Here is a 13,607-nt window from a genome sequence, read left to right as displayed (position 1 = left end):
GAACCCGCTTGGAACCCATGCTGTCCTGAGCGGCTTTCGGCTCATCTGTAGCAGCGACCCCGCGTGCCAGAGGCGGCACGGCGTAGCGTCCGGCCCGCTCAGCACGTTCAGCCGTCTCGCGTTCCATGGATGCCCAGGGCTGTGCCACCGGGCCTTCAGGGCGCTGCAGCCGGACTTCGCGGACATGGGCACTGGCGTGGACCACCACGCGGACGCCGCTCTCGTCTACCGGCTCAGCCGCCACAGCGGCTTCGGTGCGTCCCCGCTCACGCTCAGGCGCCGGCTCGGGACGGGCATAAGGCTTGACGATGCCCTCCACCTTGTAGCAGCCGGGAAGCAGAGGCGTAATCATGACCACATCGTTCACGCTGAGGTTGTGGTCACGGTAAAAAGGCCCCACCCCCAGCAGGCGTTCACCCTGACTGATTTCGGCGCCGTATTCATGCCCGCTGTCGTCGAACAGCCGCACCGTGCCCTCTGGGGGAAAATGAGGCTTGAGATAACGCTGTAGGCGCAGGCTGCCCTCCTGCAAGCAGGCGCGGGTGATGATGTAACGAAAAGTCTCCACGGTAGTTCCTCGGCTCCTTGGGAAGTAGTGATGGGGTCCGGCTGGAAGCACCCAGGTCCGGAGGGCCCTCAGGCCGGATTCAATTCTCAGTTAGCCAGCGGCTAATCGGTTTGCTGATGTTATGTCCAGAAACAGAAATAGAAAGCAGAAACCCTATCTCATTTCTTCAATGTAAAACACATCGCAGCGAAAATGAATATTTATGACGCTCTGCCAGTCTGAGACCTGAATTTCCGCATGCTCCCACCGTTTGAACAGCAGATGAGTCATTCTTCTCCCGGCCGCTGCCTATGCTCGGTATATGGATTGCAGCTCTCCGCTCCCTCCTCCACCCATGACAGCTGCAGCCGCAGAAGTGCGCCACTTTTTGGAGTTGTATGCCCGGGAGACCGGACAGAACCTTTCAGAGCCAGCCCTGAACACCTCTGAGCTGGCTTCCCATGAGCTGGCTTCCCATGAGCTGGCTTCCCATGACCGGACCACCTTCAACCCGACCACCGAGCACCTTACCTTCGCCGCGCGGGTGGCCTGGCGCAATGCGGCGCGCTGCGTGGGTAGGGGCTACTGGCCGGCACTGGCAGTGCGTGACCTGCGGCATATCAGTGAGCCGCAGCAGGTCTTCCGTGAGCTGCAGCGGCATCTGCGCCAGGCCTGGAATGGAGGCCGAATTCGCAGCACCATCAGCGTGTTCGGCCCCGGCGTGCGGATTCTCAACGACCAGCTGATTCGCTACGCTGGGTATCCGGACGGCCTAGGCGACCCCCAGAACCGCCGCCTGACCGCAGAGCTGACCGCACTGGGCTGGTCGCCGCCAGTGCAGCGCAGCGATTTCGATGTGTTGCCCGTAGCCATCGAGACTGGCGGCAGGACGCAGCTGTTCGAGTGGCAGGCGGACGATGTTCAGGAAGTGGCCATCGTTCACCCCGAAGTGGGCGACCTGGGTCTGCGCTGGCACGCGCTGCCGGTCATCAGCAATATGGAACTGCGCTTTGCGGGGCTGACCTACGCCTGCGCGCCGTTCAACGGTTGGTATATGGAAACCGAAATCGGTGCGCGGAACCTGGCCGACCAAGGCCGCTATGACCGCCTGCCGGAGCTGGCGCAGCGGCTGGGCCTGGACACGGCGCGTGAGCGCAGCCTGTGGCGCGACCGGGCGCTGGTGGAGCTGAACCGCGCCGTGCTGCACTCCTTCGATGCGGCTGGCGTGCGGCTGGACGACCATCACAGCCTGACCCGGCAGTTCGTAGCCTTTGAGGAACGTGAGCGCGCCGCCGGACGGCGGGTCAACGGGCAGTGGGACTGGCTGATTCCTCCCCTCTCCCCTGCCACCACGCCGGTATGGGCACGCAGTTACCGCGAGGACCGCGAACTGACACCGGGATTTTTTCATTCGCGGCGGTCAGCCTTCTCCGGCTGTCCGGTCACGCACGGCACAGAGCCGCTCCCCTGAAGCTGGCGGTGGAGCCCCGCTCCAGCTACGCTCCCGGTCATCACTTGAATGGTCGCTTGAATAAGCGGGGCCGGTGGACGCGGCCCTCCATGGGCCAACCTGGGCGGCACTCCGTGCGGTGCTCAACGCCGCCCTGGCCTCACCCTTCCACCCTCCCGCTTACCTCGGTGCAGGCTCCACGGCTCCTGCGCTGCCTGTCAGCCCACCCAGCGCTTTCACCATCATGCCGAAGAAATACAGGACAGGCAGAATCAGGAGGAAGCCTATGATCACAACGCCGCCCATCAGCGTACCCACGCCCCGACTGAAGTGCAGACATTGCTGGCCTGCCTCGACCAGCCCCACCCGCTGAATATCGCCCCAGTAGGCCACGGCCTCGCAGTCGGGCAGGCGCACGAACTGGTTGGGCGGAGTATCGGGGCGCACCTGGGTGAGTTCCAACGCCGACCCGCGCGAGAAGACGTCCTGCGCAAACTGAACCTGGCCAGACGTGCCGCCCGCAGTGTAAGCAGGCGCACAGCCCGGCAGGCTGGCCACCAGCGTCAAGCCGGCCAGGAGAGTGGCTCTTTTCATGATGGGTACAGTCTAGCCTTCGAGCTCGGCCTGAGCAGCCGCAATCGCTTCCGCCACCCGCTCGGGCGCGGTGCCACCGTAGCTCTGGCGGCTGCGTACGCTCTGGCGGACGGTCAGGCCCTGGGCCACCTCTGCGGTCAGCAGGGGGTGGGCGGCACTCAGTTCGGGGCCGCTCAGCTCCCAGAGCTGCCGCCCGCTGCGTGCGGCGAGGCCCACCAGCGACCCCACGACCTCGTGGGCCTCGCGGAACGGCACCCCGCGCTGCGCCAGCCAGTCGGCCAGGTCAGTGGCGGTGGAGTAGCCACGCGCCGCCGCCGCCTCGGTGGTGTCCGCATGCCAGACGGTGCGGGGCAGCATGTCGGCGTACAGGCGCAGTACGGCCTGCAGGGTGTCGTAGGTGTCAAACACGCCTTCCTTGTCCTCTTGCAGGTCCTTGTTGTAGGCCAGCGGCGTGCCCTTGACCACCGTGAGCAGGCCCAGCAGATGCCCGAACACCCGGCCGGTTTTGCCCCGTGCCAGCTCGCAGACATCCGGATTTTTCTTCTGCGGCATGATGGAGCTGCCGGTGGTGTGGCTGTCGGGCAGGGTGATGAAGCCGAACTCGAAACTGGAATAGAGAATCAGTTCCTCGGACATGCGTGACAGGTGCGCGGCGAGGATGGCGCAGGCCCCCAGGAATTCCAGGGCGAAATCGCGGCTGCCTACGCCGTCCAGGCTGTTGGCCGTGGGCCGGGAAAAACCCAGAGCACCGGCCACTGCGTGCCGGTCCACCGGCCAGGGCGTGCCGGCCAGGGCCGAGCTGCCCAGTGGGCATTCGTCCATGCGGGCGGCGGCGTCCCGCAGGCGGCCTTCGTCACGCCGCAGCATTTCGGCGTAGGCCATGAACCAGTGTGCCAGCAAGATAGGCTGCGCCACTTGCAAGTGGGTGTAACCGGGCAAAATCACTTCGGCGTCCAGCGCCTTTTGCGCCTCGGCCACCAGCACGCGGCGCAGCTGCCGGGTCAGCCCTGCCAGGTCCAGCGCCGCTTCCAGGGTGAACAGGCGGAAATCCACCGCCACCTGGTCGTTGCGCGAGCGGGCCGTGTGCAGTTTGCCGGCCACCGGCCCGATGCGGTCCCGCAGCGCCGCTTCCACGTTCATGTGGACGTCCTCGCGGTCTATGCGCCACTCGAATTTCCCGGCGCGGATGTCCTCACGAATCTCCGTCAGGCCCTGCGAAATCTGCGCGACTTCCTCGCCTTTCAGGATGCCCTGCGCGCCCAGCATCGCCACGTGCGCCAGCGAGCCGCGAATGTCCTGCTCGGCAAGGCGCTGGTCGAACGCCACCGAAGCGTTGAACCTCTCGACCAGGGCGTCGGTGCTCTCCGCAAAGCGGCCGCCCCACAGCTTGGCTTCCGGTTTGTTCATGTTCAGCTCGGTCATGGCCCGCCTCAGTCGCCCCGAACCTCTTCAGGTTCGTTGGGCACGTAGCTTTCGGGCGTAGGTGTCTTCCGGGCGCGGTCGGCCCAGCTCTCGACCCGCAGGCGCAGGGCGTTCAGGCGGATAAAGGCCCCGGCGTCGGCCTGACGGTAATCGCCGCCGGCCTCGAACGACACCAGCTCCTGGTCGTAGAGGCTGCGCGGAGCCTTGCGGCCCACCACCACGCAGTTGCCCTTGTACAGCTTCAGGCGGGCAGTGCCGGTCACACGGCTCGCCACATGGTCCATGTAGACCTGCAACGCTTCACGCTCGGGGGCGAACCAAAAGCCGTTGTACACCAGCTCGGCGTACTTGGGGCCCAGGGCGTCACGCTGGTGCAGCACCTCGCGGTCCAGCGTCAGACTTTCCACGGCGCGGCGGCCGTGATAGAGCACCGTGCCGCCGGGCGTTTCGTAGATACCGCGCGACTTCATGCCCACAAAGCGGTTCTCCACCAGGTCAATCCGGCCGATGCCGTGCTTGCCGCCCAGCTCGTTGGCCTTTTGCAGCAGCGCGGCGGGGCTGAGGGCTTCGCCGTTGATGGCCACCGGGTCGCCGTTCACATACTCGATTTCCACGTATTCGGGCTGGTCAGGCGCATCTTCCAGGTTCGCGGTCATCTTGCACAGGTCGGCGGGTGGCTCGGCCCAGGGGTCTTCCAGCAGGCCGCCCTCGTAGGACACGTGCAGCATGTTGGCGTCGATACTCCAGGGCGACTTCTTGCTGGTGGGCACCGGAATGCCGTGTTCCTGCGCGAACGCTTCCAGGTCGGCGCGGCCCTGAAAGTCCCATTCGCGCCAGGGGGCGACCGTCTGCAACTCCGGGTTCAGGGACAGCACCGACAGCTCGAAGCGCACCTGGTCGTTTCCCTTGCCGGTGGCGCCGTGACTAACGGCCACCGCGCCTTCTTTCTCGGCCAGCTCCACCATCTTTTTGGCAATCAGGGGGCGGGCGATGGAGGTGCCCAGCAGGTAGTACCCCTCGTACAGAGCGCTGGACCGCATCATGGGAAACACGTAATCGCGGACGAATTCTTCGCGCAGGTCTAGCGCATAAGCACTCACTGCGCCGGTCCTAATAGCCTTTTCGCGTGCCTCGTCTACCTCTGCCCCCTGTCCCAGGTCGGCCGTAAAGGCCACCACGTCGTAGCCACGCTCCTGCTGCAGCCACTTGATGATGATGGAGGTGTCGAGGCCGCCGCTGTAGGCGAGCACAATCTTTTCGCGCTGGGTCATGGGAATCTCCTTAGGAACTCGGGGGGCATAAAAAAGGCGACGTGAGTACGCCGCCCGTGTCCTGAAACAGGACCGGACTGGCCTAGACGTCGTTGCTGCCGTGGGTCATCGCTGAATGTGTATTCAGAGAAACTGAATGGCTATGCAAGCCTAACACCGGGCCGGAAACGGGTCAAGCTGCCAGCACAGACAGTGGACAGACCGAATGAGAAAAATGGCCGTTTCCCGACTGGCACGCCATGAAAAGGAGGTGTTGTAATGCAGGCGCAGGCCAATTTGAGCAAGGAATGGAGACGTGGACGCCCCACGTCCGTCATCCTGCACAGGAGGATTCCATGACCCGTTTCCGCAACGACCGCTATGAAGATGACCGCGACGACCGCCAAGGTGCTGGCCGGCGCAGTCGCTCTGACTTCTCCGGCAGCACCGACATGGACCGCCAATATGGCCAGGACCAGTATGGGCAGGACCAGACGCGCCGCAGCATGGGCATGGGCAGCGACGCCTACCGTGACACCCAGGACTTCCGCGACTCCGGCATGATGGGCAGCGGCAACCGCCAAGGCAGCTTCGGTGCCGGTATGACCGAGGACCGCTATGACCGCATGGGCCGCCCGACGGGTGGTATGGGCTACGGCGCCGATTCCGGCCTGGGCAGCATGGGCGGCATGGGCAGCTACCGTCAGAGCAACTCCGACCAGAGCAGCTTTGGACAGAGGGGCTTCGGACAGAGGGACAGCACGGGCCAGGGCCAACTGGGGCGCGACTTCGGCCAGTCCAGCTACAGCCAGTCCAGCTACGGCCAGCCTAGTCATGATCAGCCCAGTTATGATCAGTCCCGCCTTGGACAGGGCAGCTATAGCCCGCTGGGCAGTGTCGGCCAGGACCGCTACAGCCAGGGTGACCGTTACGGCCAGAGCGCGGTGGGCGGCAGCATGGCCGGCCTGGGGCAGGGCCAGAGCCACCGGGGCAAGGGCCCCAAGGGCTACCAGCGCAGCGACGAGCGCATCAAGGAAGAGGTCAGCGACGCCCTGCATGATGACCACTATGTGGACGCCAGCGAGATTGAAGTGCAGGTGCAGGGCGGCGAAGTCACCCTGACCGGCACCGTCAGCGACCGCCAGCAAAAGCGCCATGCCGAGGACTGCGCCGAGCGGGTGCGCGGTGTGAAGGATGTCCACAACCATGTCCGCGTGCAGTCGGGCGGCATGTCAGGTCACAGCGATATGTCGGGTCAGGACATGAGTAGCGCAGGTGTCCCGAGTGGCGGCGACCTGACCACCGGCAGCCGTGATACTGGCGAAACGGCCACCCTGACCACCCCCGGCAGCACCACCCAGGACAGCACCAGCCAGGGCAGCAGCATCGCCGGCGAAGATCACCGCCAGTAACCTTTCTGCGGCAGTGCCGGAAGCTGGGCCCACGGGGGGTTGGCTTCTCCCGTACGGGGCGCAGGAGGTTTGGGTGCAGAAGGCTCGACAGGCCACCGAAGGCCTGGGTCTCTCAACGAACCCTAAGGGGCTCTACAGCTGGCACGCACTACGCTGAACGGGGAGCGGGGGACAGGCTCCCCCACAGGAAAGGACACACCATGCAGGAAAAAGACAAGGTCGGACAGGACGTGCAGCAAGGTAAACGAAACGGCGAGCAGCCTCAGAACGTGCTGGGCCGCGAGATGGAAGGCGAAGGCATGTCCAGCAGCTACAGCGGCATGGGCGACCTGAGCAGCGGTGACGGGGAGGCCAGCACTGCGGATACCAGCAACCTGACCACCGGCGACCATACCACCGGCGAAACCGCCACCATGACCACTCCTGGCAGCAGCAAGACCGACGACGGGGCCAGCCAGGGCCACCGCATCGCGGACGAAGACAACCGGCAGTAAGCCCGGCAGCCTGCGGAAAAGGGAAGCTGGGGCTGCGGCCCCGGCTTTTTTGCTGTGGCGTTCTGCCAGCTTGCGTGACGCAGCTGCAGCCAGGGCAAGTGGGCAAGAACACACCTGCCCGGCCGGCGCAGCAACGCGGACCGCAAGTGACACTCCCTGTCTACCCGGAGCCTAAGCCGGCCACCAACACCCCGCAGGTGGCCCCATGCCGCTCTTGCCCCCTATCCCCTCTTCCCGTGACATACTACGTATCTGGAATGCCTAAGCGAACTGACCTCCAGACCATCCTGATTCTCGGCAGCGGCCCCATTCAAATTGGGCAAGCGGCCGAGTTCGACTATTCCGGCACCCAGGCGCTCAAGGCGCTCAAGAGCGAGGGCTACCGCGTCATTCTGGTGAACTCCAACCCGGCCACCATCATGACCGACCCCGACCTGGCCGACGCGACCTATCTGGAGCCGCTCACCCCAGAGTTCGTGCGCCGGGTGATTGAGAAGGAGCGCCCCGACGCCGTACTGCCCACGCTGGGCGGCCAGACGGCCCTGAACCTGGCGATGGAGCTGCACGAGAACGGCACGCTGGAAGAATTCGGCGTGGAGCTGATTGGCGCGAATGCCGAAGCCATCCACAAGGGCGAAGACCGCGAAGCCTTCCAGGCCGCCATGCAGAAAATCGGCGTGGAAACGGCACGCGGCAAGATGGTCCACTCGATGGAAGAGGCCATCGAGTACCAAAAGGAACTGGGCCTGCCCGTCGTCATCCGTCCTAGCTTCACGCTGGGCGGCACGGGCGGCGGCATCGCCCACACCTACGAAGATTTCCTGAAAATCACCGAGGGCGGCCTGCGCGATAGCCCCGTGACCAGCGTGCTGCTGGAAGAATCCATCCTGGGCTGGAAGGAATACGAGCTGGAAGTGATGCGTGACACCGCCGACACGGTGGTCATCATCACCTCTATCGAGAACTTCGACCCGATGGGCGTGCATACCGGCGACTCCATCACGGTGGCCCCCGCGCAGACGCTGAGCGACGTGGAGTATCAGGAACTGCGCGACCAGTCGCTGAAAATCATTCGTGAGATTGGGGTAGATACCGGCGGCTCCAACATTCAGTACGCCGTGAACCCCGAAGACGGGCGCGTGATTGTGATTGAGATGAACCCCCGCGTGAGCCGCTCCTCGGCGCTGGCGAGCAAGGCGACGGGCTTTCCTATCGCCAAGATTGCTGCGCTGCTGGCGGTGGGCTATCACCTTGACGAGCTGCCCAACGACATCACCAAGGAAACGCCCGCCGCCTTTGAACCCACCATTGACTATGTGGTGACCAAGATTCCGCGCTTCGCCTTCGAGAAGTTCCCCGGCACGCCCGACGCGCTGGGCACGCAGATGCGCTCGGTGGGCGAGGTAATGGCGATTGGCCGCACCTTCAAGGAATCGCTGCAAAAGGCGCTGCGCTCGATTGAGGCCGATGTGCGCGGTGAATTCGCCGCCATGACCCGCGATGAATTGCGCTCCCTCCTCTACCCCAACCCCCGCCGCATCGAAGCGGTGATTGAGCTGATTCGCCGGGGCGAGAGCGTGGACGCACTGCACGACGCGACCAAAATCAACACCTGGTTCCTGAACCAAATCCGCGAAATCATTGACGCGGAAAAGGAAATCGCCGCGCTTGGCCCGATTGCCGAGTGGAAATATGAATACTGGCGCGAAATCAAGCGCCTGGGCTTTTCTGATGCCCGCCTGGGCGAAATCGTGAACCTGAGCGAGTTGCAGGTGCGCGAGCTACGTAAGAAGGCCAAAGCCACCCCCGTCTACAAGACGGTGGACACCTGTGCCGCCGAGTTTGAGGCGTTTACCCCATACCACTACTCCACCTATGAGTGGGAAGACGAAGTGCGCTCCACTGACAAGCCCAAAGTGGTGATTCTGGGCAGCGGTCCCAACCGCATCGGGCAGGGCGTGGAGTTTGATTACGCCACCGTGCATGCCGTGTGGGCGCTGCAAGAGGCGGGCTATGAGACCATCATGGTCAACTCCAACCCCGAAACCGTGTCCACCGACTACGACACGGCGGACCGCCTGTACTTCGAGCCGCTCACCTTTGAAGACGTGATGAACATCATCGAGCACGAAAAACCCGTGGGCGTGATTGTGCAGCTTGGCGGACAGACCCCGCTGAAGCTGGCGCAGCGGCTGGCGGACGCGGGCGCACCCATCATCGGCACCAGCCCCGAAACCATTCACCAGGCCGAGGACCGCGCCAGCTTCAACGAGCTGTGCGAACGCCTGGGCATTCCGCAGCCGCTGGGCAAAGTGGCCGCCACCCCCACGCAGGCCGAGCGACTGGCCGAGGAACTGGGCTTCCCGCTGATGGCCCGCCCCTCCTACGTGCTGGGGGGCCGCGCCATGCGGACGGTGCGCTCCATGCCCGAGCTGAAAACCTACCTGAAGGAAGTGTACGCGGCCGTAGAAGGCCAGCCGAGCATCCTGCTGGACCAGTTCCTGGAAGGGGCGCTGGAGCTGGACGTGGACTGCCTGTGCGACGGCCAGAGCGCTGTGGTCGCGGGCATCATGGAGCACATTGAGGCGGCTGGGGTTCACTCGGGCGACTCGGCCTGCATCATCCCCCCCGTCAGCCTGAGCGCCGAGCTGCTGGAGACGGTCAAGAAGACCACCGAGCGCCTGGCGCTGGAACTGGGCGTAAGGGGCTTGATGAACGTGCAGTATGCAGTCAAGGACGGCGTGCCCTACATCCTGGAGGCCAACCCCCGCGCCAGCCGCACCGTGCCCTACGTGTCCAAAGCCACTGGGCACCCGCTTGCCAAGTACGCCGCCCGCATCGCCGCTGGCGAAACGCTGGAGCAGATTGGCCTGCGCGAAACCCCCGTGCCTGGCATGTATTCGGTAAAGGAAGTCCATCTGCCGTTCCTGAAGTTCGCGGGCGTGCAGCCCATCCTGGGGCCGGAAATGAAGAGCACCGGCGAGAGCATGGGCATTGACCGTGACCCGTACCTGGCCTTCTACCGCGCCCAGATTGGGGCCAAGAACATGCTGCCCCTCAGCGGCTCGGCAGTCGTGTTGGGCGAAGGCCTGGATGACGTAGCCGCCATGCTGGAAAGCGCGGGCCTCAGCGTGAGCCGCGAGGCTGGACAGGACCTGCCCGACCTCTTGATTGACACCACCGAGAGCGGGCTGCTGCGGCAGGCGCTGGAGCGTGGCAAAGCGATTGTGACCACCCGGGAAGCTGCCGAGTGGACCGCTAAGGCGATTAAGGTGGCGGTAGATGCTGGGGAGTTGGGGGTTACTGGGTTGCAGGAGTGGGTTAAGTGAGCAATTGAAAGAATTAGCTGGAGAAAATATCTAAAACTCCAGCTAAGCTAATTTATTAAATTATCAAGCTCTTCTTCCCCAAAAGATAAGTCTCCTGCTCGCTTTAGAGAATTTTGCGCCATGGCGTAAGCTCTAGAACTTGTCCTTAGCGACGCCGAATATATATGTAGCAACCTATCCAACATTTCCCTCCTCTTCTCAACAACCTCATCAATATCAAGCCTATTATCATGCATATCTGTTATAAGGGACATCAAATCTTCACGCACACTCCATAATGCCTGGGCTGTTTCCGAATGACTACTTGCCTTCTCCTGAAGATTAATTTCTTTGAGGTAGATAGTTAATCCAAATTGCAAAGTAGCTATTAACGCGCCAACAATCGTTCCCAATTTATTATCGCCAAGAAGGGCTAAAATCAGACTGGTCGTTGTTAACGCTGAAAACCAAATCTGTCCGTTTGTGAGGCGTTTATAGAGTTCTAACTCTAGGTCGGCTTGTTTTTCATGCGTCTTGTGTGAATATGCAGTCCTGCCATATAATTGGCGAATCTGCTCGTAGAGTCCACCGCTCAGTAGGTGACAACTTCACTTCCAGCCCCTCCTGGTGGGCAAAAAGGCTGGGTCAGCAGGTCTAGGACAGCCATGAACTGTTTGGGTTTCCACCGTAGAGCGTCTACGAGATGCTGAGCACCGTGCCGGACCAGGCTGACCTCTCTACGACCGTGCTTCAAAACGGGAATGGGATGAGTCTGGCCGAGCCAGACTCCCAGACGCAAGCAGAACATCCAGGCCAGTGTCACCAGGCCAAAGAGCCGCTGTAGACGGCTCCTTTCCGTAATCCCAGTCCGCTCCAGGTCGAAGCCTCGCTTCTTGAAGCTGCTGAAGGTGCACTCGATTGACCAGCGCTGCTTGTACAGCTTCCAGGTCTTCCGAGCGCTGAAATCTGTGGCAATGATGACGAGGTCACCTGTGGATGACCTCGTCGCGACCACCCGCATGAGTTCGCCAAACACGAACACCTTTTCGTCGATTTCATGGAAATGCCCGTGCTGGACGTGCTTAAACCATTCCTTCCCATTCATGTCGTCCAGCATGTCGCTGTGCCGAATGCGGATCGCCCGCTTGATGCCTTGACGACGGAGAAAACGGAACCACTCCGCACCGATGAACTCACGGTCAGCCACCAGGCCTTGCCAGCGTTTCGCTGGCAAGACGCGGAGGAGCTTCAACACCAGCCACATACGGGCGTAGGTGTGGCTGTTCCCAGACTCATCAAGAGGAACCCAAATCAGGGGCAGGGTGAAGCCATGAACCACGGCTCCAAGCACCAGAAAATTGATGGGCGTTTCCCCATGCTCCCAATTGGTGCGGTCCAGACTCAGCAACACCTTCCCCGGTGGAAGATGGACGACGAGCAGAGCGATGAAAAAGTCCATGTCCAGCTGCTCATCCCGGAAGGTTCGGTCCGCCCTTCTTTTCTTGGCTTGCGGCGTGCTGATACCGGGCATGTGAGGACTCAGGTCGTGATGATTGATGCTCCTCGCGGCAATCATCGCCAGAAGCACATCGATCAGCCGCTGAAGGGTGTCAATGCGGAGGTGACTCGCGTGTACTTTGAAGTGGCGGGTCAGTACGGTAGCCTGCTGGGCAGCGGATTCTGTTGATTTCACACTCCCAGGAGACCGCGAAGAGAGAGCCCCATCAAGCTTGATGGGGCTCTCTCTTGAGTTCTTCCCGTCTGGAACGAGGTCAAACCGAAGTTGTCACCTACTGAGAGTCCACCGTAGCTTTGCCGCGCTAATTCCTTAGTTTGGGAAGTAATTTCCATAGATGTTCCTGAATGCCTGCCTAGCACTCCAGTTACTATTAGAAATATAATGACTTATACCTTCCAGAGATTGATTATATGCAGTAGTGGCTTTCAACTCGAACGCTCCTTTCCTGTACACTCTCTGTCCACTTCCCGGAGCATTCCAATACATTTGACTTCTATCAACATTGCTTAGATATCGGAAGAAATCTCTAGTCATGTAATCATAATAGTCTGACTACCCCTCAAAACGCGGGACAAGCCGTGCTAAGTAGCTTCCAGGTGTAGATTGCATCATATTGCAATTCCCCAGTTGGCTCCACCAACTGCCCTTCGCAAATCTGTTTTGTTCTGGTAGTGGCGTTCTGGCAACTCTTGATATTTCAGGTGTCGCCACTGGGGCTCCATATCATTGAGTTCAGGGCTGTAGGCGGGGAGATGGGCGATGATGAGACCGAGGTCCTGCCACCTCTTCCGTTGCTGGTTCACTGCCGAGCAAGTGTGCACACTTGCTCGGTCCACAAGGACAACCGTAGGACATTCTGGATTCGCATCAGCAGCAAGAACCTCGATGAAATCCACAACGGCCTGACCTGTAGTATTTCCCTCTATCTCTCGGTAAAACACTGTTCCAGACCCATATTCCACAACTCCCATTAAGTTCAATCGGGCACGGATACCACGAGCTTTACTCGTGGGTACACGGAGGGGCTGCTGAATAGGTCGCCAGCTATAGGTATTGGGTTGAGTCAACCAAATAGCGGCTTCGTCGAGGAAAAGAAGTTTCAGGAGGCCGAACTTGGCCCCCTTTTTACCACTTCAAGGTTTTCCTTGAACCTGGCTTTTTCCTCTGGGTCAGCTTGTCCAGCAACGACGTAGCGGGTACGCTGCCAAGTCAGTCCCAGCTTATGGAGCTGGTCCGTAATAGCCGTGTGTTTGAGGTGTATGCCATGTTCTTGGACGAGATATTCACCCACTGTCTTGGCGGTCCACACTCGGTCATCTTGAGCAATCAGCCGTTTCAAATCTTCGCCAATCTCAGGCGTAATCTGACTCTTGCTTCCAGGGTGGATGCGCTCTTTGAGCGCATCTAGGCCACCTTCGCGGTAAAGGGTAATGACACGACGTACGCGGGTAGCAGTCAGGATACCCATGCCTGCAATCTTGTAGGAGGATAGTCCCTGGTGAGCATGCCAGAGGGCAAAGTACCGTTTGCGCTCACATGGAAGGACATCAGTCGAAAACATTAATTGCTGGAGCCGAGTTTCGTCTTCAGGAGTCAGTTGGGGGTCAAGTC

At 61.4% G+C, this 13,607-nt stretch carries 12 protein-coding genes (1 of these 12 running past the window's edge); 4 read left to right on the top strand and 8 right to left on the bottom strand.

Annotated features, from left to right (window positions below; genetic code table 11):
- Positions 1-568, bottom strand: the 5' end (the start) of a protein-coding gene (locus tag DEIPR_RS02735; protein WP_013614304.1) for a hypothetical protein. 1,262 nt of this gene lie to the left of the window's left edge; 568 of the gene's 1,830 nt are visible here — the first part of the coding sequence; its start codon is at positions 566-568; its stop codon lies off the left edge, out of view.
- Between the two features lie 334 nt (positions 569-902).
- On the opposite strand from DEIPR_RS02735, the gene DEIPR_RS02730 reads away from it, so the two are divergent.
- Complete coding sequence (locus tag DEIPR_RS02730; RefSeq protein ID WP_013614302.1) at positions 903-2,018, top strand: nitric oxide synthase oxygenase; 1,116 nt, start codon at positions 903-905, stop codon at positions 2,016-2,018.
- Positions 2,019-2,177: 159 nt separating this feature from the next.
- On the opposite strand, the gene DEIPR_RS02725 is transcribed toward DEIPR_RS02730, so the two are convergent.
- Genes DEIPR_RS02725 through DEIPR_RS02715 form a run of 3 tightly spaced genes read right to left on the bottom strand, consistent with a single transcriptional unit; the run spans position 2,178 to position 5,284 of the window.
- A complete protein-coding gene (locus DEIPR_RS02725) occupies positions 2,178-2,591 on the bottom strand; it encodes a hypothetical protein (protein WP_013614301.1) in 414 nt (137 codons plus the stop codon).
- Between the two features lie 12 nt (positions 2,592-2,603).
- Positions 2,604-4,013 (bottom strand): argininosuccinate lyase, encoded by a 1,410-nt coding sequence (gene argH / locus DEIPR_RS02720; protein ID WP_013614300.1) that lies wholly within the window; start codon positions 4,011-4,013, stop codon positions 2,604-2,606.
- 8 nt (positions 4,014-4,021) lie between these two features.
- Positions 4,022-5,284, bottom strand: coding sequence for an argininosuccinate synthase (locus DEIPR_RS02715; RefSeq protein WP_013614299.1), 1,263 nt, complete (start codon positions 5,282-5,284; stop codon positions 4,022-4,024).
- Between the two features lie 335 nt (positions 5,285-5,619).
- Between DEIPR_RS02715 and DEIPR_RS14530 the strand changes: the two genes are divergently transcribed.
- The 3 genes from DEIPR_RS14530 (at position 5,620) to carB (ending at position 10,498) form a co-directional block, all read left to right on the top strand.
- On the top strand, positions 5,620-6,675 hold the full coding sequence (locus DEIPR_RS14530) for a BON domain-containing protein (protein WP_013614298.1): 1,056 nt from the start codon (positions 5,620-5,622) through the stop codon (positions 6,673-6,675).
- Between the two features lie 200 nt (positions 6,676-6,875).
- Positions 6,876-7,169 (top strand): hypothetical protein, encoded by a 294-nt coding sequence (locus DEIPR_RS02705; RefSeq protein ID WP_013614297.1) that lies wholly within the window; start codon positions 6,876-6,878, stop codon positions 7,167-7,169.
- Between the two features lie 257 nt (positions 7,170-7,426).
- Positions 7,427-10,498 carry a carbamoyl-phosphate synthase large subunit gene (carB, locus tag DEIPR_RS02700; protein WP_013614296.1) on the top strand — a complete coding sequence of 1,024 codons (3,072 nt, stop codon included), beginning with the start codon at positions 7,427-7,429 and terminating at the stop codon, positions 10,496-10,498.
- A gap of 47 nt (positions 10,499-10,545) precedes the next feature.
- Here carB and DEIPR_RS13870 read toward each other — a convergent pair whose 3' ends face one another.
- From DEIPR_RS13870 to DEIPR_RS02685, 4 genes are all read right to left on the bottom strand, one after another.
- The gene (locus DEIPR_RS13870; protein WP_245532733.1) at positions 10,546-11,049 is read right to left on the bottom strand and encodes an SLATT domain-containing protein; all 504 of its coding nucleotides are present in this window, start codon (positions 11,047-11,049) and stop codon (positions 10,546-10,548) included.
- Between the two features lie 20 nt (positions 11,050-11,069).
- The gene (locus tag DEIPR_RS02695; protein WP_041222302.1) at positions 11,070-12,053 is read right to left on the bottom strand and encodes an IS4 family transposase; all 984 of its coding nucleotides are present in this window, start codon (positions 12,051-12,053) and stop codon (positions 11,070-11,072) included.
- 551 nt (positions 12,054-12,604) lie between these two features.
- Positions 12,605-13,099, bottom strand: coding sequence for a transposase (locus DEIPR_RS14865; protein ID WP_083801527.1), 495 nt, complete (start codon positions 13,097-13,099; stop codon positions 12,605-12,607).
- On the bottom strand, positions 13,096-13,464 hold the full coding sequence (locus DEIPR_RS02685) for a winged helix-turn-helix domain-containing protein (protein ID WP_169310663.1): 369 nt from the start codon (positions 13,462-13,464) through the stop codon (positions 13,096-13,098). Before DEIPR_RS02685 ends, DEIPR_RS14865 begins: the two co-directional genes overlap by 4 nt.
- Positions 13,465-13,607 lie beyond the last annotated feature (143 nt).

Origin of the sequence: Deinococcus proteolyticus MRP (assembly GCF_000190555.1) — a bacterium.
Classification (GTDB): Bacteria; Deinococcota; Deinococci; order Deinococcales; family Deinococcaceae; genus Deinococcus; species Deinococcus proteolyticus.
Note: the sequence above shows the minus strand (reverse complement) of the source record. Positions and strands in the feature narration are given on the sequence as shown.

What these genes read in the sequence shown, in the direction of transcription:
- DEIPR_RS02730 (WP_013614302.1), top strand. Translation starts at nt 903, where the DNA reads ATGACAGCTGCAGCCGCAGAAGTGCGCCACTTTTTGGAGTTGTATGCC.
- DEIPR_RS02725 (WP_013614301.1), bottom strand. Translation starts at nt 2,591, where the DNA reads ATGAAAAGAGCCACTCTCCTGGCCGGCTTGACGCTGGTGGCCAGCCTG.
- argH (WP_013614300.1), bottom strand. Translation starts at nt 4,013, where the DNA reads ATGACCGAGCTGAACATGAACAAACCGGAAGCCAAGCTGTGGGGCGGC.
- DEIPR_RS02715 (WP_013614299.1), bottom strand. Translation starts at nt 5,284, where the DNA reads ATGACCCAGCGCGAAAAGATTGTGCTCGCCTACAGCGGCGGCCTCGAC.
- DEIPR_RS14530 (WP_013614298.1), top strand. Translation starts at nt 5,620, where the DNA reads ATGACCCGTTTCCGCAACGACCGCTATGAAGATGACCGCGACGACCGC.
- DEIPR_RS02705 (WP_013614297.1), top strand. Translation starts at nt 6,876, where the DNA reads ATGCAGGAAAAAGACAAGGTCGGACAGGACGTGCAGCAAGGTAAACGA.
- carB (WP_013614296.1), top strand. Translation starts at nt 7,427, where the DNA reads ATGCCTAAGCGAACTGACCTCCAGACCATCCTGATTCTCGGCAGCGGC.
- DEIPR_RS02695 (WP_041222302.1), bottom strand. Translation starts at nt 12,053, where the DNA reads ATGATTGCCGCGAGGAGCATCAATCATCACGACCTGAGTCCTCACATG.
- DEIPR_RS02685 (WP_169310663.1), bottom strand. Translation starts at nt 13,464, where the DNA reads ATGGGTATCCTGACTGCTACCCGCGTACGTCGTGTCATTACCCTTTAC.